Origin of the sequence: Streptomyces sp. H27-H5, assembly GCF_026627505.1 — a bacterium.
Lineage (GTDB): Bacteria > Actinomycetota > Actinomycetes > Streptomycetales > Streptomycetaceae > Streptomyces.
In genome coordinates, this window is the sequence record NZ_JAPNLK010000033.1 from 56,403 (window position 1) to 77,974 (window position 21,572).

The 21,572-nt window shown below is 73.9% G+C and carries 18 protein-coding genes; 9 read left to right on the forward strand and 9 right to left on the reverse strand.

What is annotated here, in order from left to right; translation table 11 throughout:
* Positions 1-29: 29 nt before the first annotated feature.
* The 4 genes from OTB19_RS18230 to lanKC all read right to left on the reverse strand — a co-directional run bounded on the left by OTB19_RS18230 (position 30) and on the right by lanKC (position 6,559).
* Positions 30-1,859, reverse strand: coding sequence for an ABC transporter ATP-binding protein (locus OTB19_RS18230; protein WP_324290528.1), 1,830 nt, complete (start codon positions 1,857-1,859; stop codon positions 30-32).
* Entirely contained in the window at positions 1,856-3,715 is a 1,860-nt protein-coding gene (locus tag OTB19_RS18235; protein ID WP_267799329.1) for an ABC transporter ATP-binding protein, read from the reverse strand. The genes OTB19_RS18230 and OTB19_RS18235 overlap by 4 nt, the downstream gene beginning before the upstream one ends.
* Before the next feature lie 76 nt (positions 3,716-3,791).
* Complete coding sequence (locus OTB19_RS18240; RefSeq protein WP_267799330.1) at positions 3,792-3,926, reverse strand: SapB/AmfS family lanthipeptide; 135 nt, start codon at positions 3,924-3,926, stop codon at positions 3,792-3,794.
* Entirely contained in the window at positions 3,923-6,559 is a 2,637-nt protein-coding gene (gene lanKC / locus OTB19_RS18245; protein WP_267799331.1) for a class III lanthionine synthetase LanKC, read from the reverse strand. Before lanKC ends, OTB19_RS18240 begins: the two co-directional genes overlap by 4 nt.
* Positions 6,560-6,916: 357 nt before the next feature.
* Between lanKC and OTB19_RS18250 the strand changes: the two genes are divergently transcribed.
* The 4 genes from OTB19_RS18250 to OTB19_RS18265 all read left to right on the forward strand — a co-directional run bounded on the left by OTB19_RS18250 (position 6,917) and on the right by OTB19_RS18265 (position 12,106).
* Positions 6,917-7,456: a TlpA family protein disulfide reductase gene (locus OTB19_RS18250; RefSeq protein ID WP_267799332.1), complete on the forward strand. Its 540-nt coding sequence runs from the start codon at positions 6,917-6,919 to the stop codon at positions 7,454-7,456.
* 388 nt (positions 7,457-7,844) lie between these two features.
* Entirely contained in the window at positions 7,845-10,487 is a 2,643-nt protein-coding gene (locus OTB19_RS18255; RefSeq protein WP_267828940.1) for a SpoIIE family protein phosphatase/ATP-binding protein, read from the forward strand.
* A gap of 145 nt (positions 10,488-10,632) precedes the next feature.
* Positions 10,633-11,283 (forward strand): alpha/beta hydrolase family protein, encoded by a 651-nt coding sequence (locus OTB19_RS18260; RefSeq protein WP_267799334.1) that lies wholly within the window; start codon positions 10,633-10,635, stop codon positions 11,281-11,283.
* 427 nt (positions 11,284-11,710) lie between these two features.
* Positions 11,711-12,106 carry an LppU/SCO3897 family protein gene (locus OTB19_RS18265; protein WP_267799335.1) on the forward strand — a complete coding sequence of 132 codons (396 nt, stop codon included), beginning with the start codon at positions 11,711-11,713 and terminating at the stop codon, positions 12,104-12,106.
* 403 nt (positions 12,107-12,509) lie between these two features.
* On the opposite strand, the gene OTB19_RS18270 is transcribed toward OTB19_RS18265, so the two are convergent.
* Entirely contained in the window at positions 12,510-12,959 is a 450-nt protein-coding gene (locus OTB19_RS18270) for a DUF7144 family membrane protein (protein WP_267799336.1), read from the reverse strand.
* A gap of 244 nt (positions 12,960-13,203) precedes the next feature.
* On the opposite strand from OTB19_RS18270, the gene OTB19_RS18275 reads away from it, so the two are divergent.
* The 4 genes from OTB19_RS18275 (at position 13,204) to OTB19_RS18290 (ending at position 16,251) form a co-directional block, all read left to right on the forward strand.
* Positions 13,204-13,650 (forward strand): SRPBCC domain-containing protein, encoded by a 447-nt coding sequence (locus tag OTB19_RS18275; RefSeq protein WP_267799337.1) that lies wholly within the window; start codon positions 13,204-13,206, stop codon positions 13,648-13,650.
* Entirely contained in the window at positions 13,647-14,006 is a 360-nt protein-coding gene (locus OTB19_RS18280) for an ArsR/SmtB family transcription factor (RefSeq protein ID WP_267799338.1), read from the forward strand. The genes OTB19_RS18275 and OTB19_RS18280 overlap by 4 nt, the downstream gene beginning before the upstream one ends.
* A gap of 164 nt (positions 14,007-14,170) precedes the next feature.
* Complete coding sequence (locus OTB19_RS18285; protein WP_267799339.1) at positions 14,171-15,460, forward strand: SAM-dependent methyltransferase; 1,290 nt, start codon at positions 14,171-14,173, stop codon at positions 15,458-15,460.
* Between the two features lie 20 nt (positions 15,461-15,480).
* Positions 15,481-16,251: an alpha/beta hydrolase gene (locus OTB19_RS18290; protein ID WP_267799340.1), complete on the forward strand. Its 771-nt coding sequence runs from the start codon at positions 15,481-15,483 to the stop codon at positions 16,249-16,251.
* A 108-nt stretch (positions 16,252-16,359) separates the two neighbouring features.
* Here the strand turns inward: OTB19_RS18290 and OTB19_RS43655 are convergent, their stop codons facing one another.
* A complete protein-coding gene (locus OTB19_RS43655; protein WP_420716855.1) occupies positions 16,360-16,554 on the reverse strand; it encodes a putative Ig domain-containing protein in 195 nt (64 codons plus the stop codon).
* Between the two features lie 679 nt (positions 16,555-17,233).
* Entirely contained in the window at positions 17,234-17,632 is a 399-nt protein-coding gene (locus OTB19_RS18295) for an SHOCT domain-containing protein (protein ID WP_267799341.1), read from the reverse strand.
* 149 nt (positions 17,633-17,781) lie between these two features.
* Here OTB19_RS18295 and OTB19_RS18300 point away from each other — a divergent pair, with 149 nt between their 5' ends.
* Positions 17,782-18,774 (forward strand): NAD-dependent epimerase/dehydratase family protein, encoded by a 993-nt coding sequence (locus OTB19_RS18300; RefSeq protein ID WP_267799342.1) that lies wholly within the window; start codon positions 17,782-17,784, stop codon positions 18,772-18,774.
* A 15-nt stretch (positions 18,775-18,789) separates the two neighbouring features.
* Here the strand turns inward: OTB19_RS18300 and OTB19_RS43660 are convergent, their stop codons facing one another.
* Positions 18,790-19,386 carry a DUF6207 family protein gene (locus OTB19_RS43660; protein ID WP_420716853.1) on the reverse strand — a complete coding sequence of 199 codons (597 nt, stop codon included), beginning with the start codon at positions 19,384-19,386 and terminating at the stop codon, positions 18,790-18,792.
* 96 nt (positions 19,387-19,482) lie between these two features.
* Positions 19,483-21,453, reverse strand: a complete 1,971-nt coding sequence (locus tag OTB19_RS18315) for a peroxidase (protein WP_267799343.1) — start codon at positions 21,451-21,453, stop codon at positions 19,483-19,485.
* Between the last annotated feature and the right edge of the window lie 119 nt (positions 21,454-21,572).

Consider the following 21,572-nt stretch of genomic DNA (forward strand, 5'->3'; position numbering starts at 1 on the left):
GAGCGCCCCGCCCGGGGGCGGTGCCCGTCTCAGTCCTCCCCGGTGGCGTTCCAGAGCCCCACCAGGTCCCGGTACAGGGGTGATCGGGCCGGGAGTTCCTCGTGCGTGCCGCACACCGCCCGGGTCCCGTCCAGCACGAGGACCCGGTCGGCCCGGACCGCCGACGAGATCCGGTGGGCCACCACGACGAGGGTGCCCGGGCGGGCGGCGAGGGCCTCTTCGGCGCGTGCCTCGGTGCGCGGGTCCAGATGACAGGTGGCCTCGTCGAGCAGCAGCAGCGGAGCGGGCGAGAGGTGGGCGGCGGCCAGGGCGAGCTGCTGGCATTCGCCCTGGGACAGCCGCTGCGGCACGACGGCCCCGTCCAGGCCGCCGAGCCGCTCGACGAGGCCGCCCACGCCCAGGGCGGCGACCGCCTCGCGCACCCGGGCGTCGTCGGGTGGACGCGCTCCGGGGCACAGGTGGGTCAGGTTCTCCCGGACGGTGCCGGTGAAGACGTAGGCCTGCTGGGGCAGCAGTGTGCGGCGCGGATCCGGCTCCGAGGCGTCCCGCCCTCCGCGTGCGGCCGCCCCGGCGACCAGGACCGTGCCCCGGTCGGGGCTGAGCAGCCCGGCGAGCAGCGCGGTGAGCGTCGACTTGCCGATGCCGCTCGGGCCGACGACGGCGAGGTGCTCGCCCGGGCGGACGACCAGGTCGAGGTCCTCCAGTACGGGGGCCGCCCGGGGGCCGTAGGCGAAGGTCACGCCGCGCAGCTCCGCGGCGGCCGGCGGGACGGACGGCGCCGCGGGCGCCGGTACGGGCGCAACGGGCGCGGGGGAACGCGACGGCCTCGGGTCGGGGGCGGGGGTGGGTCCGGGCTCGGCCTCGGGCGCTGCCTCGGGCTCGGGCTCGGGCTCGGGCTCGGGCTCGCAGAAGCGCTCCAGGACCACCAGCAGCCGGGTGCCGGCGGATCCCAGGGCCGTCATCAGGGCGTGCAGGGCGGGCAGCAGCGCCTGTACGAGGTAGGTGAGGGCGCCCACCAGGGTCCCGGCGGTCACCCCCCGGTCCAGCAGCCACGGGGCCGCCACCAGCAGGGCGATCACCGGCAGCCGGCCCGCCGCCCCGAGGGCGACGGTACGCACGGCCGCCCACCGGGCGAGGCGGCGGGTCAGCCGCTCCTGTGCCCCGATCAGGGTCTCCACCCCGGAGGCCGCGCTCGCTCCCCCGCCGCAGGCCACGATGTCGCGCAGCCCCTCGCTGACCGCGCCCACCCCGCGGGACAGCGCCTCGTCGGTGTCGAGGGAGTCGCGTTGCACGCCGGCCATGGGGCGCAGCGTGGCGAGGAAGAGGCCGAGGCCCAGCAGCAGCGGGGGCAGCACGACGAGCAGCAGCACGGGGGCGAGGGCCGCCATGCCGGCCAGCGCGCCGACGGCCGTGAAGACGAACGAACGGGCCGTGAGGACGATCCCCGCGAAGGAGTCGCGGGCCATCTCCGTCTGCTGGGTGAGCCGGGAGACGGCACCGGCGTCCGCGGCGCGGGACGGGTCGGCCACGGCCCGGTCGAGGGCGTGTCGCACGGCCCTGCGCACGAGTCCGTCGCGCAGCGGTTCCACCAGGTCGGCGAGGGCGGCGAAGACCCCGCGCAGCGCGAAGGCGCCGAGCAGGGCGCCGAGTCCGGCGACGACGAGCCAGCCCAGGCCGACCCCGGTGCGGCCGGCGAGGAAGCCGTCGTCGAGGGCGCGGGCCACGCCGTAGCCGGTGAGGAAGGTGTGGGCGGACTCCAGGAGCGACCAGCCCCCGAGTCGCGCCAGGGCGGGGGTGCGGCCGCGCAGGAAGCGGCGCGCGTCGGGGCTCACCCGCCGCCAGGTGCCGTGCTCGTTCACCGGGCCGCCCCCTGACCGCTCGGGTCCGCGGTGCGGGCGGGCTCCGGATCGGGTCCGGGCTCCGGCGCGGGATCCGGGCGCGCGCCCGCCGCGAACACGGCCCGGTAGTCCGGATCGCGCCACAACTCGACGTGCGGGCCGGTGGCCCGAACGCGCCCGTCCTCCAGCCACACCACGAGGTCGGCCCGGGCGGCCGAGGAGATCCGGTGCGCGACGACGATCCGGGTGCCTGCCCGGACCTGTTCCGCGACGGCCCGCTCGACCTCGCGGGCGGTGACCGTGTCGAGGCTGGAGGTGGCGTCGTCGAGGATCAGCAGTCGGCCGGCGCAGCAGAACGCCCGGGCCAGGCCCAGGCGTTGGACTTCCCCGCCCGACATGGGGGCCTCGGCCACCGGTGTGTCGTACCCCCGGGGCAGGCGTCGTACGAACAGGTCCGCTCCGGCCGCCCGGGCGGCCCCGCGCACCGCTTCAGGATCCGGCGTCGGACCGGCGCCGAACGCGATGGCGTCGCCGACGCTGTCACCGAGCAGCGCCGGCCGATGGAAGGCGTGCCCGACGTCGCGGCGCAGGGCTTCGGCGGTCAGTTCCCGCAACGGGACACCGTCCAGCAGCACCTGCCCGCTGTCGGGGTCCGTGAGTCGTCCGGCGACGGCGGCGAGCAGCGTCTTGCCGGAGCCCGAGCCGCCCACGACAGCCGCCGTGGTCCCGCCCGGGACGAGCAGGTCGATGTCGCGCAGCACCGCGGTTCCGTCGCGCGTCACGCGTACGCCACGCAGTTCCAGGGTGCCGGTGCCGCCGTCGGGCAGCTGCCGGTCGCCGTGTTCCAGGGCGGGCAGGTCGAAGAGTTCGGCGGTGCGGCGGGCGGCGGCCCGGCCGCGCACGGCGGCGCTGAGCTTGCTGGTGACGGCCCCGATGCCGGCGGCGAGGCCGGCGTAGCGCACGGCGGCGAGGAGTTCCCCGACGTCGAGCGCGCCGGCGGACAGGCGGATGCCGCCCACGCCGAGGACGACGTACAGCAGGAGCGGCATCAGGGCGGTGGTGCGGGCCATCGTCGCGCCGTAGACCTGCCACATCCGGCGCCCCTCGGCGTCGAGGTCGGGCAGTCGGGCGAGGATCCGGGCGCGTTCCCGGGCGGCGGTGCCGGCGGCGGCAATGGTGCGCGCCCCGGCCAGGGCCTCGACGAGCCGGCCGGCGGTCGCGAGTTGGGCCCGCTGGTAGCGGGAGACGATGGTGGAGGAGTCTCGGGCGAAGGCCCTCAGCAGGAGGACGAGCGGGGGCAGGCCGGCGACGAAGGCCAGTGCGGTCCAGGGGTCGATGACGAACAGCGCGACGAGTCCCCCGACCGGGGGCAGCAGCGCGGCGATCCCGGTCGCGAGGGTGGCCGGTACGGTGCCGGCCTCGGTGGCGTGCGCGGTCAGTCGCGCCGCGATCTCGCCGGGGGCGAGCCGGGCGGCCCGGTGGGGCGCGGTGCGCAGCAGCCGGGAGAGTCCCAGCCGGCGCAGCCAGGCCGTGGAGCGGGCGTCCACCGCGCCGGTGAGCCGGGTCGTGGCGGCGTCCAGGAGCACCTCGGCCACGATGACGGCGGCGCACAGCAGGGTCCAGTACGGGGCTGCCGGATCGCGGCGGAGCAGGAGGTCGAGGGTGAGGCCGAGCAGAGCGGGTTCGGCGAGGGCGGCGACGGAGGCGGCGGTCGCGCATCCGAGCACGGCGGTCGCCCGTCCGGTGCTGTGGCGGGCGGCGTCGCGGAGCGCGCGATCGGCGGAGCGGGGGTCCTCGGGGCCCGTGGGGGTCGCGTTGCCCCGGGAGCGCTCGTGGGTGAGGACGGCCGGTTCCGGCGGGTCGTCGTGCGGGGTCATCCGCGGCGGCTCCTGAGAGGTGGGTCGGGGCCCGGACGGCGAACCGTCCGAGCCCCGTACAGGCCTGACGACCTGGTTAGTTACAGGTCGTGACGCTCAGGCTGCTGTCTCCGCAGAGCAGCAGGCTCGCGCGGCTTCCGCCGCCCGTCATCGCGGCCTCGGTGATCTCTTCCTTGGGGGTTTCCATCGACTGCAGGTCAAGAAGCGTCATGTCAGTTCCTCTTCTTCTCCGGGGATGTACCGATGGGTCACGGCCCCTTGCGGGACCGGCTTGGGGGCCGCCGCGGTGTCGCGCAGCGGCGGAAGGAACGGCAGGTGCGCGCGCCCGCCGGGCACGGCGCTGCCGAGGGCGAGGAGAGCGCCGGCCGTGCCCGTGGACAGGTCCATGGACAGGCGCATCATCTGCTCGCCGGGGAAGGCCAGTTGGCCTTGGTAGGGGACGGCGTGCCGGGCGAGGGCGTCGATCTGCCGCGCGATGTCGTCGGGCCGCGTCCCCGGTCCGGGGGTCGTGGTCCGGGCGAGGTGCAGGATCATGCCGGCCGCGCCGCGGAAGAGTCCGGGCTGGGCGTAGAAGGTGGCCTGGGCGGCCGCCACGATGCCGCGCCGGGCCTCCTCGAAGCGCGGGTCGGCCCCGTGCTCCAGCCAGTCGTCGAGCACCATGCCGATGCCGGCGCTGCCCTCGCCCAGGTAGGGCATGGTCCGCCAGCCCTCGTTGACCTGGAGGGTGCCGAACGCGCTGGTCACGCAGCGGTCGAGGTCGCGGTGCAGGGCCTGTCCGGCTCGCGCCAGGAGTTCCGTGTCGCCGGTGCGTTCGTACAGGCGCAGGAAGAGCAGGGCGGGACCGGCGTTGCCGTACAGCAGTCCCGCCCGGGTGAGGTCGGGGGCGGAGCGGGCGACCAGTTCGGCGCAGCGCAGGGCGGCGTCGTGCAGGGCGCTCTCCCCGGTCGTGGTGCCCAGGGCGTCCAGTGCGAGGCCGACTCCGGCGAGGCCGCTGTGCAGGTCGGGGCCTACGGTCTGCCACGGCTGGCGCAGCAGCTGTTCGGCGAGGGCGAGGGCGCGTTCACGGTGCCCGAGCCGGTCGAGGGTCCAGGCGGTGCCGGCGAGGCCGTCGTAGAAGCCGAGGGGTGTGCCGGAGTCCGGCTCCTCTGTCCGTTTGAGCAGCCACTTCTCGGCCTCGGGCCAGGGTTCGGCGCCGGTCTCGGCAAGGGCGTAGAGGACGCCCGCGGCGCCGTGTCCGAAGCCGATTCCGCCGCCGGCCGCGGCGAACTGGGCGATGTCGCCGGGGAAGAGCCTGTCCTCGCGGTCCAGGGTGGCCGAGGCGCGCAGGGCGGCCGTCATGGACGCGCGGGCGCGGGACCAGTCCCCCGGTTCGACGGGCAGGTACGGGCCGGTGGGCACGGTCGGGCGATGGCCGGGCTCGCCGGGCGGCGGGTCGTAGAGGATCTCCTCCACGGCCTCGTCGAGGAAGGCCCTCGGTACGGGGAACTGTTCGGCGGCGATGTCGGCCAGGTGCGCGGCCTTCGCCCGGTCCAGTACGAACAGGCTGGTCAGTGGCAGGAACAGGGCGAGTCTGAGGCAGGCGAGGGCGTAGCGGTCGACGGAGAAGCCACGTCGTCCGGCGGGGGCGACGAACGCCGGGTTGGCGACGGTCTGCCGCAGCCCTTCGTCGACGTGGGCGGCGGCCTCGAAGTCCAGGAGCGCCACGGAGGGTTCGCCGTCCTCGTCCTCCGCCACCATGATGTTGAACAGGTGCAGGTCGTTGAAGACGACCCCGCGGGCGTGCACGGCCTCCACGGCCTCCGTCACCCGCCGGTGGATCGTCAGCGCCCACCGGGTGTACGAGGCGAGCTCCTCCGGGTCCGGTTCCGCCTCGATCAGGGGGTGGCGGCGGGCGAAGTACGTGTTGAGCGGCTTGCCCTCCAGGTACTGGAGGACGAGGAAGTGGTGGTCGCCGACGGTGAAGGTGCCGCGGACGGACGGGACGCAGTCCAGGCCCTCCAGCCGTTCCAGGGCGGTCCGCTCGCGGTGCAGCCGGGCCACGGCGTCGGCTCCGTCGGCGGCGAGTCCCGCATGGGGGCGGGCCTCCTTCAGCACCACCGGTTCGCCGGTGCGGCTGTCCGTGCCGGCGTAGACGCCGCCTCCGTTGGAGAAGTGGAGCGCGCGCTCGATGGTGTAGGGCACGTCGGTGAGCGTCACGGCCGAACGCGCGTCGAGGTGCGGCTTCAGGAACGCCGGGAGGTCGACCCACTCGGGCGGTTGGAACGACGGCCCGCGGGGGTCGGGGACGAGTCGACCGTCGGGGGTCTCGATCGCCGGCACGAGTTCGCCCCGCGCGTCGTAGCAGTGCCGCAGGGTGAAGCTGCCGTAGCGCAGGTGGACCGGTCCGGCGCCCCAGCGCAGATCGCTGAGGATGTACGGTCCGGGCTCGCCGGTCAGCAGGGCGTCGAGGTCCTCGGCGATGCGCCGGCACTGCTCCTGGTCGGCCGGGTACACGGTGATGAACTTCCCGCTGGCCGCGCGGTCGGCGTACTTGGCGTTGCGTATGTGCAGCAGGTGGCGGCTCGGCACGAACTTGAAGGCGATGCGCCGGGGCACGCAGTAGGCGTGGACGCGGTCGAGGATCGACTCGGCGTTGTCCAGCCGGGCGGAAACGTGGATCTTCCAGCCCTGGAAGGGGAGTTCGACACCGAGGGGGCGCAGCGCGTACCAGTCGCCGGTGCGGTGCGAACGCCACCCGGTCGGCACGGGAGCGAGGGCCGGGCCGTAGTTCTCGTCGGCCCGTCGGTACGGGGCGTCGTAGAACCAACGGTCGGCGTCGCAGAACGCGGCGTACCCCTTGTTCACTCCTGCTCCCTCGGTCGGTGACAGGAACGAAGGTGTCACGCGGAGCGACGGCCCCGACAGTCGCCGCTGTCACCGATCGGGTGTGCAGTACGCACGAGTCACTTGGCGGCGCGGGAAGGCGATCGCGGGGCGCGCCGGGGGCGCGGCCGGGGCGGGCCGAGGGGCGTGGGCGGGATGGGCCGAGGGGCGTGGCCGGATGGGCTGTCGGGGTGAAGCAGCCGCTCGCAGCGCGCCGCCTCCCGTCCGATCATCTGACTGGCCGTAGATTCCCTTGCGTCCGGGGAGCACCGGCGCGACAGACCGGTCCCCTTCGCTGCGACCGTCGGCGTACGGTCCGGTCCCGCCCGGGAGAGTGCCATGCGTTCTCGTGTCGCCGCCGTCCTGCTCCTCGCACTGGGCCTGCCGCTGACCGGCTGCTCGTCCGACGGGGCGGACCCCGCCACCCGGGGGGCCGCCGGCGCACCGGCCCCCGGCCGTCAGGCAGCCCCCTCCCATCTGCGCTTCACCGCCAAGACCCTGGACGGCGCGGTGTTCAACGGAGCGGCGCTCGCGGGCAAGCCGGTGCTGTTTTGGTTCTACGGGGCCGCGTGCGCCGAATGCCCGGCCCAGGCCTTCGAGACCGCGGCCAAGGCCGACCGCTACGTCGGGCGCGTCCACGTGGTGGCCGTCGCGGAACCGGGCACGGGCAACGGACTCCAGGGCTTCGCCGCCCCGGCCGGAGCGGGCCGCCTCCCGCACCTCTCCGACGTCGGCCACGCCCTGCGGGACCGCTTCCACGCCGAGGGCATCAACACGTACGTGCTGCTCGACGAGGACGGCGAGGTGCTCTACAAGGGCGCCGGAGCGGAGGGCGACAAACTCGACGGGGAGCTCGCGGCCCTCGCCTCCGGAGCCTGACGGGGGTCGGGGTGGGGGTTGGGTCCGGCCGGTCACGCGCCACGTGCCGGGGGCGTGCCGCGGGTGCGGCGACCACGGGCCCCGGGCACGTCCGGCTCTACCGATCGGCCCCTCCGATCGGCCTCTCCGCCGGCCCGTGACCGGGCGAGAGGGTCGCGGTGACTCGATGTGCCTGCGCCGGGACAGCGTGTCGCGTGAGGCCACGTGAGGGGCCCGTGGCCGCCTCCGGCGCCTTCCCGACCGGCCCCGCGCCCCGCTCGACCGGCGCCGCCCCGGCCCCCTGAACCGCCCCGTCGGCCGAGAGAACGGCGCGAATCACGACCCCGACGGCCATGCGGTGCTACAAATAGTCTGTGACCCATCCTTGCAACCCGTGCCGGGGACGTCGGTGCGGTCACTGAGCCGGAATCGGCCGCGAAGCGTCGCCCGACAGGTATTCGTCCTTCAGGTGGCGATCGTGGTGCTGCTCGCGGCCGGAGCGGTCCTGGCGCTGGTGCTCCAGTCCCGCCACGACGTCGACCGTGAGGCCCGCACCCGCTCGGTGTCGGTCGCGCAGACGGTCGCCCATTCGACCGGGATGTGCGCCGCGCTGCGGTCGTCCGACCCCGCCAAAACCCTCCAGCCACTCGCCGAGTCCACGCGCAAGGACGCCGGGGTGGACTTCATCGTCGTGATGGACACCGAGGGGATCCGCTACAGCCATCCGCTGCCCGACCGTATCGGCAAGCGGTTCGTGGGCACCATCGAGCCCTCCCTGGCCGGCGAGGTGCACACCGAGAGCGTGCAGGGCCCTCTCGGCAAGGAGATCCAGGCCATCGTGCCGGTCTACTGCGACGGCAAGGTCACGGGACTGGTGTCGGCCGGGCTCACCGTGAAGAACGTGTCCGGAGTCGTCGACCGCCAGCTCCCCGTCATCCTCGGCGCCAGCGCGGCCGGACTCGCCCTGGCCACCGTGGGCGCGTGGCTCATCAGCAGGCGACTGCGCCGCCAGACGCACGGGCTCGGCCCCGAGGAAATGACCCGCATGTACGAGCACCACGACGCGGTGCTCCACTCGGTCCGGGAGGGGGTGCTCATCACCGACGGCGGCGGACGGTTGCTCCTCGCGAACGACGAGGCGAAACGGCTGCTGAAACTACCGGCCGACGCCGAGGGCCAGTACATCGGGAACCTCTCCGGGCTCGACCGGACCGTGTGCGACCTGCTGCTGTCCGGCCGGGTCGCCACCGACGAGGTGCACGAGGCCGGGGAACGACTCCTGGTGATCAACCAACGGCCGACGCGGCCCGGCGGCGGGCCCGAGGGCGCGGCGGTCACCATCCGGGACTCCACCGAGATGCGCGTCCTCAGCACCCGCGCCGACGCGGCCCGGCGACGGCTGAGGCTGCTGTACGACGCCGGGGTCGGCGTCGGCACCACCCTCGACGTGGGGCGGACGGCCCAGGAACTGGCCGACGTGGCCGTTCCGCGGTTCGCGGACTTCGCGACCGTCGAACTGGCGGAAGCCGTCCTGCACGGGGACGAGCCCAACAGCACGGCGCCCGACCTGCTCCGCACCGGTTTCAGCGGCATCGCCGACGACGTGCCGCTCTACCCGCGGGGCAGGCTGATCGACTTCCGGCCGTCCACGCCCCAGGCCCGCGGTCTCACCACCGGACGGGCCGAGCTGATCCCCGATCTGGCCGACGCTCCGGGCTGGTACGCACAGGACCCGGAGCGGGCACAGGCCATCCTCGACTACGGCGTCCACTCCCTGATCACGGCCCCCCTCAAGGCGCGGGGCGCGGTACTGGGCCTGGTCAACTTCTGGCGGTCGCGGAAGGACGAACCCTTCGACGAGGAGGACCTGTCGCTCGCTGAGGAACTCGTGGCCCGGGCCGGTGTCACCATCGACAACGCCCGCCGCTACACCCGCGAGCACGCCTTGGCCGTGACCCTCCAGCGCAGTCTGCTGCCGCGCGACCTGCCGGAGCAGAGTGGCGTCGAGGTGGCCCACTTCTACCTGCCGGCGCAGTCCGGGGTGGGCGGCGACTGGTTCGACGTGATCCCGCTGCCCGGCAGCAGGGTCGCGCTCGTCGTCGGCGACGTCGTCGGCCACGGGTTGCACGCGGCGGCGGCCATGGGACGACTGCGCACGGCCGTGCTCAACTTCTCCTCGCTGGACCTGCCCCCCGACGAACTCCTCAGCCGGCTCGACGACCTCGTCCAGTACATCGACCAGGGCGGGGACGGCGGATCCGACGGCGGCCTGCTCGGGGCCACCTGCCTGTACGCCGTCTACGACGCGGTGACGCAGCGCTGCACCGTGGCGCGCGCCGGGCACGTGCCCCCGGCGATCGTGCGACCCGACGGCAGCGTGGAGATCCCCGAGCTCCCCGCCGGCGCACCCCTGGGACTGGGCGGCTTCCCGTTCGAATCGACGGAGTTGGAACTGCCGGAAGGCTCCCAGCTGGTGCTGTACACCGACGGGCTGATCGAGGACCGCGCCCGCGACATCGACGAGGGTCTCGATCTGCTGCGGGCGGCGCTCGCCCACGCGGACCGCAAGCCCGAGGACACCTGCCGGGCCGTTCTCGCGCAACTCCTGCCCGTGCGCTCCCGCGACGACGTGGCGCTGTTGGTCGCGCGGACATCGGCGCTGCCGGCGGACCGGATCGCCGAGTGGGAGGTGCCCTTCGAACCGAGTTCGGTCGGCGCCATGCGGGCACATGCCGTGCGGAAGCTGGAGGAATGGGGCCTGTCCGAGCTGGCGTTCGGCACCGAACTGGTCCTCAGTGAACTCGTCACGAACGCGATCCGCCACGGCTCCGCGCCGGTGCGCGTGCGGCTGCTGTTCGACCGGATGCTGACCTGCGAGGTCTTCGACGGCAGCAGCAGTTCACCCCGTCTGCACTACGCCACCACCACGGACGAGGGTGGCCGCGGACTCTTCCTCGTGGCCCAGATCAGCCGTCGCTGGGGAGCCCGGTACACACCCGACGGCAAGGTCCTCTGGTCCGAACAGGCCTTGCCGGAGCCCGAGGACGCCTAGTGCCATGTCAGAGAATCTTTGCCCCTGCTGACACGATGCGGCGTTCGGATGCAGCGATCTGCTGCGCGCTAATCTGAGGCCATAACAGAGCACGGAGTGACCCGCGGACCGGCTTCGGGGAACGGCCCCGTGGTGAAGGAGCGAGATGAAAGCGCTGACGCTTGGCCCCCCGAAGCATGAGCGTGTCGTGCTCTTCGCTGCTGGAGCAGGCGGCGATCCGGAGCGTTACCGCCCACTCCTGGATCGTCTGGCAGCCGATGACTGCCAGGTCATCGCGCCCTACTTCGAGCGATTTGCCGCTCGGGAGGCGACCACCGCTGAGCTGCTTGCACGCCCGGCTGGGCTGATCGAGGCACTCCAGCGGTGGGCGTCCGAGGACGCGGACGTTGTGGTGGTCGGCCACTCGATCGGTGGTTGGGCCGGCCTCTGTCTCGCCGGTGCGACGCCCTGGGGGCGGGACGGCAGACCGCTGGATGTCCCACGCGAGCCACGCGTCGGCCGTCTCGTCTTGTACGCGCCCGCTACGGGCTGGTTTGCCGCTCCGGGCGCCTTGGACGCGGTGACGGCGCCGATGCTCGTCATTGCGGGGGAGATGGACACCGTCACACCCGTGGAGCAGGCCGTCCGTTTGAAGAGTGCGCCGGCTCGGGTCGACCTTCGCGTCGTGCCGGGGGCTGGTCACTTCAGCTTCATGAATACGCCGCCGCCGGGCACGGTCGAGAACGAGGGCTTCGACCGTGGTCAGTTCCTTGCCGACCTCGCGCAAGCGAGCAGGGAGTTCGCCATCGCGTCCTGAGGTTGTGTGACGTGCCGTTCGGACGTCCGGACGGCACGGAATTGCCAGGCTGTGTGGGTGGTAGAACCAGTACGGGTCCGCGGGATCGAAGGCGATGAGGGGCAGCGCCTGTTCCGGATCCCAACCGACAGTGCGGATCGCGATCGTCTGCGACAACTTCTCCCCGCACCTGACCACGAAGAAGTGCCGGCGCGTCGGCATCGGGGACCGTCGACCGCTCCCCGCGGGGCGGGTGGGTGAAGTGCTCCGCCCGGGGGCCGCTCGGGCGTACGCGGCGGCTCCGGAGCGACCTGCGGCAATCACGTTTTCGCCATGGACGCATCACAACTCGGCATCCGATCTCCCGGGTTGCCTCGACGCCTGATTTGCCGTTTTCGCGGCCTGTAACGTTCACGCGTTCGAAGAAGTTCCCTTGGAAGGACCCACCATGTCGACTCCGCCGTCGCCTCAGGGCGAGCACACCGCTCCCCCGACCCCTGGCACGCCCGCTCCCGAGGCCGCGAAGCCCAAGGGTTCCAAAGCGAAGAAGTTCCTGAGGTTCGTCGCCATCGTCGTCGTCGCCATCGTGGTGAAGTTCGGCATCTCGTACTTCTTCAACTCGCCGGTGCGCGCCGAGGCGGGCGACTGCGTCAAGGTGACGGGCAGCGAGAACAGCCCCGAGGTGGAGACGAAGGGCTGTAGCGACAAGGACGCCAACTACAAGGTGCTGAAGGTCGTGGAGAACACCTTCGACACCGGCGCGTGCACCGTGGGCGAGGCGGCCCTGGCGCAGCAGTGGGAGCAGGAGAAGTTCGTCCTCTGCCTGGAGCCGGTCAAGCACTGACCCCGCTCCCGCCGGTGACGCCCGCTCACCCGGCGCGTCCCCACCGGCGACCGTGACATTCCGCTGCCCCCTCCCCCAGGGAGGGGGCAGTTCGGCGTTCGCGGGCAGGTACGGGCCGGGGCAAGGGGAAGCCCCGGCCGGTCTGGGGGGTGACCGGCCGGGGCGGCTCGGGGGTGTGGCCGGGGGTCTGTCAGGGACGCTGCCCCCTCCGCGGTCACATCTATATGAACGCTCAACCAGTCGGCCGCGTTCCCTCGCCCCGACGTGACCCCCGTCACCACGACCGGCTCGGGCTCACGCCTTCCCGCACGTCGGCTCCGGACGCGGCGATGCCGCCCCCGGCGAGGGCCGGGGGCGGCGTCCACCACCGCGGGTCGGACCCGCGGGTGCGGTCGCTTGGAGGTCACGCGTGTGCGTGGGTGGTCGGCTCCTTCAGCAGGGCCCAGATGATGAAGATGTCGATGGCGATGATGATGATCGCCCACAGGGGCTGGTACGGCAGCCACAGGAAGTTCACGATGATGCTGAGGGCCGCGAGTCCGACACCGAGGGCGCGCGCCCATGCGGCGCCCTTGAGGATCCCCACACCGGCGACGAGCAGGATCACGCCGAGGATCAGGTGGATCCAGCCCCACACGGTGAGGTCGAAGCGGTAGATGTAGCTGCCCACCCGTGCGAAGACCTCGTCGTTGGCGAGGGCCCCGATGCCGTTCAGGACGGCGAGCACTCCGTCGACGAAGAGCAGGACACCGGCGAACATGACGCCCGAGCCCGTGTAACCGCCACCGCCCCGCTCACTCCAGCGGGAAGGTTCCGGTGTCGGCGCCCCGGACGGGGTCGCGGTCTGCGCCATGACAGCCTCCTTGGCCGAACACCCCGAGCAGATGGACACGCCGGCGATTGCGACGTGAGGCCGACGATCCGCCTCCCCGACCGCCACGACCACCCGGGCAGGGCCATTCGAGTGAACACCCCGGAGCCCACCCGTACGGACGGGCAGGGCTGGGGCCGGAATGACGCAACCGTTCGGTTGCACCTGAAGCCCGCACGTGCAACCCTGGAGTTGCACTCATTGGAAGCGATGAAGGAGGCACCTCATGAGCGAGGACCGAATCGAACGCGAGATCCTCATCGAGGCATCCGTGGAGCGGGTGTGGTCGCTGGTGGCCGACCCCGGGTTCTGGGTGTCCGACGCGGCCGGCCGGACCGGCGCCGTGGCGGAAGCGGGAGCCCGCGTGGTGGCGAAGAGCGCCGAGTACGGCGACTTCCCCGTACGGGTCGAGGAGGTCGAGCCGCCGACCCGGGTGTCGTACCGCTGGGCCAGCGCGTTCCCCGGGGAGGAGCCGCGCGAGGAGAACAGCACGCTCGTCGAGTTCACGTTGACCCCCGAAGGCGACGCGACGCGGCTGCGCGTGGTCGAGAGCGGGTTCTCCGCGCTGGCCGGGTCGGAGGAACTGCGCCGCAAGGCGGTGGCGGACAACACCGGCGGCTGGCCCCAGGTGTTCGACGCGCTCAAGAAGCGCGCCGAACAGTCGTCCGCGTGACGGAGGAGCACCGGGGCGCCGGCGACGCCGTCGACGGCGTCCTCGCCGCGCTCGCCGACCCGACGCGGCGCCGGCTGCTCGACCTCCTCGCCGAACGGGGCGAGGTCACCGCGACCACGCTCGCCACGGGGCTCCCCGTGTCACGGCAGGCCGTCGTCAAACACCTCGCCGTCCTGGACGCCGCCGGGCTGGTCTCCGGCCGCCGGGTCGGGCGGGAGGTGCGGTACACGGTCCGACCGACCGCGCTGAACGCGACGGCCCACTGGATGGCCGCGCTCGCGGCCGACTGGGACCGACGGCTGGCGATCGTCAAACGGGTCGCCGAGGCGGCGGAACGCGACCCGGACGGGCGGTAGGTTCCCCGACCGCCCGGGGCCGGGCCGGATGCGGCGCGCGCGGGACCGCGACCAATCCGACCCGGCCTCGGCCTCGAAGTGCCTGTGTACGCCCGCTCCGGCGGCGCGGCCGTGTCCTCGTGCCCGAACCGTGTACGAGGGTCCCTCTGGCGGAAGGAGCCTCGATGAGGCCCGTGGCAGACCGACTGGCCGAACTCCTCGGGCATTTCCTCGCCGGACCCCCACCGGTGCGCCTGCGCGCCTGGGACGGCAGCGAATCCGGCCCCGAGGACGCCCCCCTGGTCGTGCTCCGCTCCCCCGACGCCCTGCGCCGCCTGCTGTGGCAGCCCGGCGAGCTCGGCCTGGCCGAGGCCTACATCGTCGGCGACCTGGACATCGAGGGGGACCTGGCCGACGGCCTCGGCCGCGCCTGGCAGTCCGTGCGCGAGCACGGCACCGCGACGCCGGGCCCGACGGGATGGGCCCGGGCCGCGGCGCTCGCCGTGGGGCTGGGCGTCGCCGGCATACCGCCGCACGCCCCGGACGCCCCCCGGGCCCGCCTCAGCGGCAGGCTGCACAGTTCCACCCGTGACCGGGCCGCCATCAGCCACCACTACGACCTGTCCAACGAGTTCTACGCCCTGCTGTTGGACCCGTCCATGGCGTACTCCTGCGGCTACTGGTCCCGCCCCGACGACCCCGACTACACACCCGCCGACGCCCAGTACGACAAGCTGGAACTGATCTGCCGCAAGGTCGGCCTGCGGGCCGGCTCCCGCCTCCTCGACGTCGGTTGCGGCTGGGGTTCGCTCGCCGTCCACGCCGCACGCGCCCACAAGGCCCAGGTCACCGCCGTGACCCTGTCCCGGGCTCAGCGCGACTTCGTGACCGACCGGGTCGCGCGCGAGGGCCTGTCCGATCTGGTCGAGGTGCAGTTGCGGCACTGGCGTCACATCGACGACGGGGGCTACGACGCCGTCAGCGCCGTCGAGATGGGCGAGCACGTGGGGGACGTCGAGTACCCCGAGTTCACGTCCCTGCTGCACGGAGTGCTGCGACCCGGTGGACGGCTGCTGATCCAGCAGATGTCCCGCGGTCTGAACGCTCCCGGCGGCGGCGCCTTCATCGAGACCTACATCGCGCCCGACATGCACATGCGGCCTGTCGGACGCACCGTCGACCTCATCGAGGACGCGGGGTTCGAGGTGCGTTCCGTGGAGGCCCTGCGCGAGCACTACGCCCGGACCATCGACGCGTGGCGCCACACCCTGGAGGAACGGTGGGTGGACTTCGAGGCGCTGGTCGGCCAGACCACGGCCCGCGTGTGGCGTCTGTACCTCGCCGGCAGTTCGCTCGCGTTCACCGAGCGCCGCATGGGCGTCGACCAGATCCTCGCCGTCCGGCCGTCCCGGGAGGGGCGCAGCGACATGCCGGCCACACCCGTGAGCTGGTACGAGTCGCAAGCGCGGGCATGAACGCCGGAAGGAGGTCCTCGATGAGCCCCGAGTCGGTCCACGTTCCCACCGCGCCCGGCCGGGAGCTGCCGTCGGCGCTGTCCCTGCGGCGGAATCCGGCGCATCCGACGGCGGCGATCCTCGTGCTGCACGGGGGCCGCGCCGACGGGTTGACCGCGCCCCCCGCCCTCAACCTGCCCCTCGTGCGCATGAGGGCGTTCAGCCGGGCGCTGGTGCGGGCCACCGGGCCGGACCGCGTGGTGGTCGCCGAGGTGCGGTACCGCCACCGAGGTTGGAACGGCGCCCGGGAGGATCCGGTACGGGACACCCTGCGCGCCCTGGACGAGCTGCGCCGCACCGCCGGGCCCGTCCCCGTGGTGCTGGTGGGCCACTCCATGGGCGGTCGGGCGGCGTTGCGCGCGGCCGTCGACCCTTCGGTGCGGGCGGTGATCGGGCTCGCGCCGTGGTGCCCGCCCGGTGAGCCGGTGACACAGCTCGCGGGCAAGTCGGTGGTGCTCCTGCACGACGAGGCGGACCGGGTCACCGAGGCCCGGGCGAGCTGGGACCACGTGCGGCGGGCCCGCGCCGCCGGGGCGCGGGCCGCGGGCATCGTCATGCCCGAGGGCGGGCACGCGATGCTCCGCCGGTCGGCGCGCTGGCACGAGGCCGCCGTCGCCGCCGCGCTGGGGTGTCTCGGCTCGCGCGAACTCCCCGACGGCCTCTTCACCGGGCCGGTCCCGATGCCCTGGCCCCGGCCGGACGCTGTCGATGCCCCGCGCGGAAGCGGCCGCCGCCCGCGGGACGGCGGGTGACGGCCGGACGGACGGAGGGCCGCGCCGTCATCGCCCCTCCTCGGTGACGGCGCGGCCCCCTGCGGGAGGGCCCGGGAGGAACGATCCGGCCCTCCCGGGCCGCGGTGGTCAGAAGTAGACGTTCCAGGTGATGTCGGTGGTCGCGGTACGGCCGGCGGCGTCGGTGAGGGTGATTCGGCTGGTGCGCATCCCCCAGGTGGTGGGCGTGCCCGTGACGACGCCCTTCGCGGTGTCGAGGGTCAGGCCCGCCGGGAGTCCGTCGGCGGCCCAGCGGTAGGGCCCGGTTCCGCCGGTGGCCTGGATCGGGAGGCTTGCTGTGGGCCGGGGCCGAGGCCACCCCGGGGATCCGCGGGCGAGGGCCGGGCACGGTGGCCGATCTGGTCCGGGCCCGCGGGGTGCTGCTGGCCCGCGAGGGGCGGCCCGACGAGGCCGTGGCCCGTCTCGGGGAGGCCGCTGCGGGGTTCCGGTGCGCGGGGCTGCCGCTGGAGGAGGCGCGCACCCACCTCGCCCGCGGCCGGGTGGAGCGGGCGCGCCGCAGGCAGGCCGCGGCGCGCACGGCCTGGGAGGAGGCGGCGGAGCTGTACGGGACGACCGGCGCCCGGCCCTGGCAGGAGGTGACCGCGGCCCTCCTGGACCGGCTGCCCGGCGGTCGGCCGGGCGAGGGGTCGCGGGCGGGAGGACTCACCCCGTCGGAACTCCGGCTCGCGGGTCTGATCTGCCGGGGCGCCAGCAATCAGGAGGCCGCCCAGCAGTTGTTCCTGTCGGTCAAGACGGTGGAGGGCATGCTCAGCCGCGCGTATACCGCAAGCTCGACGTCCGTTCCCGCACCCAGCTCGGCGCCGCCCTGGCCCCGGACCGGTGAGGGGCGGCCCGGACACCTGCCGAATGCCACCGCGCGGTTCGGTCGCGCGGTGGCATCGTGGCGGCGTGGTCGGCTCCGGTGTCCGTGCCGGGGCCCCGCCCGGGGCGGTTCGGGATCGGGTCAGGCCAGCAGTTTCGCCTTCGCCCGCTCGAACTCCTCCTGGGTGATGTCGCCCTTGTCCTTGAGCGTGGAGAGCTTGTGGAGCTCGTCCGCGGCGCCGCCGCTGCCACCGGGCGTCCCGGCCGCTTTCTGGACGTACTGCCGGAAGGCCTGCTCCTGCGCCTCGGCCTGCTTGACGTCCCGCTTGCCCATGCCCTTGCCTCGGACGATGAGGTAGATGAAGACGCCGATGTACGGCAGCAGGAGGACCAGGATGAGCCAACCCGCCTTGCCCCAGCCGTGCAGTTCGTGGTCGCGGAAGATGTCCGTGATCACCTTGAAGAGCAGGAAGAACCACATGATCCAGATGAAGAGCCAGAGCATGGTCCAGAACAGATTGAGCAGTGGGTAGTCGTCCACGAGTCACTCCGATCACGTATGGGACGAATCAATTCATACCGCCGCTGGAACCACTCCGCACGCGGAGCGACGGGTGGCGGTTCTTACGGATCCGTGACGTGCGGCCCGGTGGGAGCCCGGGCGGACCGCGCCCGGCATAGCGTCGGGGCATGCGCGTACTTGTGACTGGAGGAGCGGGCTTCATCGGCTCGCACATCGTTTCCGCACTGGCCGAACGCGGGCACGACCCGGTGGTCTTCGACCTGGCGGAGGAGAACGGAAGGGACGTACGGGACTCGGCGCAGGTGCGCGAGGCCCTCGTCGGGGTGGACGCGGTCTGCCACCAGGCCGCCAAGGTGGGGCTGGGCAAGGATTTCGGCGACGCGCCCGCCTACGTGTCGGCCAACGACCTCGGCACGGCCGTCCTGTTGGCCCGGATGGCGGAGACCGGGGTGCGGCGGCTGCTGCTGGCCGGGTCGATGGTCGTGTACGGCGAGGGCCGGTACGAGTGCCCGGCCCACGGGGTCGTCCGCCCGGGACCGCGCGCCGAGGAGGACCTGCGGGCCGGCAGGTTCGAGCCGCGCTGCCCCGCCTGTGGCGCCGAGCTCGCGCCCGGGCTGGTCGCCGAGGACGCCCCGATGGATCCCCGCAACGTCTACGCCACCACCAAACTGGCCCAGGAGCACCTCGCGGCGTCGTGGGCACGGGCCACCGGCGGTCGGGTGGTCTCGCTGCGCTACCACAACGTCTACGGGCCGGGAATGCCGCGCGACACCCCGTACGCGGGAGTCGCCGCGCTCTTCCGTTCCGCACTCGCGCGGGGGGAGGCCCCGCGCGTCTTCGAGGACGGCGGGCAGCGGCGGGACTTCGTGCACGTACGGGACGTCGCGGCGGCCAACGCCGTGGCGTTGGAGGCGGTGCGGGACGCCCCGGGCTTCGTCGCCTACAACGTGGGCAGCGGCGATCCCCGTACCGTCGGCGACATGGCGAAGGCGCTGTCGGCCGCCTGCGCGGGCCCCGATCCCGTCGTCACCGGCGAGTACCGGTTGGGCGACGTCCGGCACATCACCGCCGACTCGGCGCGGCTGCGCCGGGACCTGGGTTGGCGTCCGGTGGTCGCGTTCGAGGCGGGCATGGCCGAACCGGGCGACGGGACCGCGTAGGTCCGCGTGAGCGGCTCAGTTCTCGGCGACCTGGGCCACCCACCCGTAGGGGAGCTCCGAACCGTCGAGGGTGACCGCCTCGACCGTGCGGGTCTCGGGGTCGATGTCGGCCTGAACTCCCTCGCCCTCGTAGCGCGGGTAACCGGACGTGCCCAGTTCACCGGTGGAGTCCACGAGGGCCGTGCGCAGGATGCCCTCGCGCCCGGTCCCGCCCTCCGGGCGGGGTCCCGGGCGCAGCACGACGGTGTAGCGACGGGGAGCGGAGGCGGGATCGTTCCCGGCGGAGGCGGTCATGCCGCCCAGGCTAGCGACCGGACGATCTCCTCGCCGGGAACCTTCGGCCACGACTTTCCGCGGGGCGGCCGGGTGGCGCGCCCCGCCGGGCGGGGCGCGCCACGGCTGTGACCCGCCGCCGGGGCGCAGCAGGTCCGCGTACCCGCGCGCCGTCACCCCGGGCCGGCCGGGTTCGCAGGTGACGCGGCCCATCCCCGATGTCGCGCAGAGTCGGCCCAGCGCGACCACCGCCGCGCGGACCGTGGCCTCCTCGCCGCCCGTCACGTCGAAGACGACGAGGCCGGGTTCCGCGACGTACCGCTCGTCAATGTCGTTCACACCTGTCCCGACGAACGCCGGCCGGCCGCCGGTTCGCCCGCGCCGGGCGGCACATCCGTACAGGCCGACACCCGCGCGCCCTCGGACCGGCCGTGTTCACCCCACGTGCCACAGGGTCTTGTCCCCCTGGACGATGACCGCCCCGCCGGAGGGACGGATCAGCAGGCGGGCGCCCCGGTGGCCGGTGGTCTTGGAGGACCAGAGGGACCGGCCGGCCGCCGTGAGGACGGCGAGTTCGCCGTCGGCGGTGAACCGCGCCTCGGCTCCGGTGCCCGAGGTGCCCGCGCTCCACACGGAACGGCCGTCGCCGTCGTACAGGACCAGGTCGCCGCTGCTCTCCATGCTCAGGCGGACGGCGCCGGCGTCCAGGGTGTCGCCGGCGCGCAGCACGGTGCCGGCGTGTACCTCGATGGAGTCGTCGAGCCTGCCGGCGGCCAGGGCACGCAGGGTGGGGAGGGAGGCGGTGAAGGCGTAGACGGCGCCCTCGGTGCGGATGAACCGCTGGAAGGAGAGCGTGGTGGCGCGGCTGCCGCTCTCGGAGGGGCATTCGAACGCGGCCTGGGAGCCGGGGCCGATGACCGGGTCGGCGCCCGGGACGGGGTGGCGGGCCGGCGGGAAGTCCACGTCGTTGACCCAGCGTTTGGCGATGAACTCGAACTGCTCGACGAGGTCCGCCTGATGGCTGACGAACAGGAGGCCGCGCGCGGTGTCGTCGCCGCCCTCCGCGCGGGATCCGCCCTCCGGCCGGTGCGGCGGGCCGAAGGGGATGCCGCGCCGGATGATGCGGCGGGAGTCGAGTTGGGCGATGGGCAGGGGCGGACGTCCCGGGGCCGGGGTGAGGCCCCCGCGCGGGTTGCTCTTGCGGATGTGCGAGAACAGCGGTGTGGTCCAACCCTGCGGGTCGTCGTGGAAGTCGAGCGCGCCGTCGATGTCCTCGCCGGGAAGGGGGACGCGTTCGGCGACGGGGCAGGTGGCGACCGGTGCGCCACCGGGCCAGCGGCCGATCATGCGGGCGGCGAGCCACTTCGGGTCGGCGTCGGCCGGCGCGGCACCGGAGCGTTTCAGTTCGGCGAGGCACTCGGCGGCCTGGTTCCACCATCCGGGCACGTCCTGCGCGAGCCGCCGTACGACGTGGAACGAGCCGCCGGTGGCCCACGCGGGGAGCCCGGCGGGACGCGCCCCGACGCGTTCGTGCCCGATCAGGAACTCGCCGGCGGGCACCAGCCGGGTGCCGGGCTTGCCCTGGACGGTCGCGGGGTTCGCGGCGTCGGACGCGTCGAAGCCGCGTACTCCGGGTTGGCTGATGGCGTCGAGGAAGCCGAAGTGCTCGTGGCCGCGCAGCGCGCCGGGAAGCGTGGCGCCGTCCTGGCCGAAGAGGACCGTGGCGGCGGCGCCGTCCAGCGAGCGGCGGTGGCGGTCGACGGCCTCGGCCAGTCGCCCGGAGTCGTCGGCGGCCAGGGTGAGGACGGCGTGCACGTCGTCCTCGGACGCGCCGAACAGCCAGGAGTCGGGGGCGCTGGGTCCCGTGTCGCCCAGTGCCTCGGCGCGGGCGGCGGCCCCGTCGCGGAAGGCCTCGGCGGTACCGCCGGCGGGGACGGCGGGGAAGGGGTCCTTGCCGGCGAGCAGGCGCAGACCGGGGTGGGTGAGGCTCAGGCCGGTCCACAGGGTGGCCATGCCGGCCGGGTCCACACCGCCCCGCAGGGTCCGCGCCCTGCTGAACTCGGCGTTGAAACGGGTGACCTGATCGGTCGTGGAGAGGTCGGGCAGCAGGCCGCCGAGCCAGCGGCGGGCCTGGCCCGCGTGGTGGAAGTGGACGAAGAGCAGGCAGACGTGGTCCTTGCGGAAGCCCGCGAGGATGTCGCCCTGGGTGGTGGTGTCGGCCCGCAGCGGCAGGGCCTGCGCGGCGGCCCGGGACGCCGGTGGCGCGAGGGGTGCGCCGGGGGCGCCCACGCGCGGTGCGGCGCCGGCCGCGGTGCCGGGGATCCCGACCGCGAGGGCGGCGGCGCAGGCGCCCGCCCGTACGACGGTGCGGCGGGTGGGGTGGTGCGGGGAGGGCGGGCTGTGCAACGTGTCCTCCGGGCAGGGAAGGGGGGCGCGGCCGGGCGACACCGGGGAGGGCGTACCGGGCAGCCGATGATCATCACCCTGTGCGATGGAGGGGAGACGCGCGAGGCGGACGCTCCGAT

Bases quoted from the DNA above. Each gene is read 5' to 3' on its own strand.
- OTB19_RS18260 (WP_267799334.1), top strand. From the start codon at position 10,633: ATGAAAGCGCTGACGCTTGGCCCCCCGAAGCATGAGCGTGTCGTGCTC.
- OTB19_RS18235 (WP_267799329.1), bottom strand. From the start codon at position 3,715: ATGACCCCGCACGACGACCCGCCGGAACCGGCCGTCCTCACCCACGAG.
- OTB19_RS18265 (WP_267799335.1), top strand. From the start codon at position 11,711: ATGTCGACTCCGCCGTCGCCTCAGGGCGAGCACACCGCTCCCCCGACC.
- OTB19_RS18240 (WP_267799330.1), bottom strand. From the start codon at position 3,926: ATGACGCTTCTTGACCTGCAGTCGATGGAAACCCCCAAGGAAGAGATC.
- OTB19_RS18300 (WP_267799342.1), top strand. From the start codon at position 17,782: ATGCGCGTACTTGTGACTGGAGGAGCGGGCTTCATCGGCTCGCACATC.
- OTB19_RS18250 (WP_267799332.1), top strand. From the start codon at position 6,917: ATGCGTTCTCGTGTCGCCGCCGTCCTGCTCCTCGCACTGGGCCTGCCG.
- OTB19_RS18290 (WP_267799340.1), top strand. From the start codon at position 15,481: ATGAGCCCCGAGTCGGTCCACGTTCCCACCGCGCCCGGCCGGGAGCTG.
- OTB19_RS18285 (WP_267799339.1), top strand. From the start codon at position 14,171: ATGAGGCCCGTGGCAGACCGACTGGCCGAACTCCTCGGGCATTTCCTC.
- OTB19_RS18270 (WP_267799336.1), bottom strand. From the start codon at position 12,959: ATGGCGCAGACCGCGACCCCGTCCGGGGCGCCGACACCGGAACCTTCC.
- OTB19_RS18275 (WP_267799337.1), top strand. From the start codon at position 13,204: ATGAGCGAGGACCGAATCGAACGCGAGATCCTCATCGAGGCATCCGTG.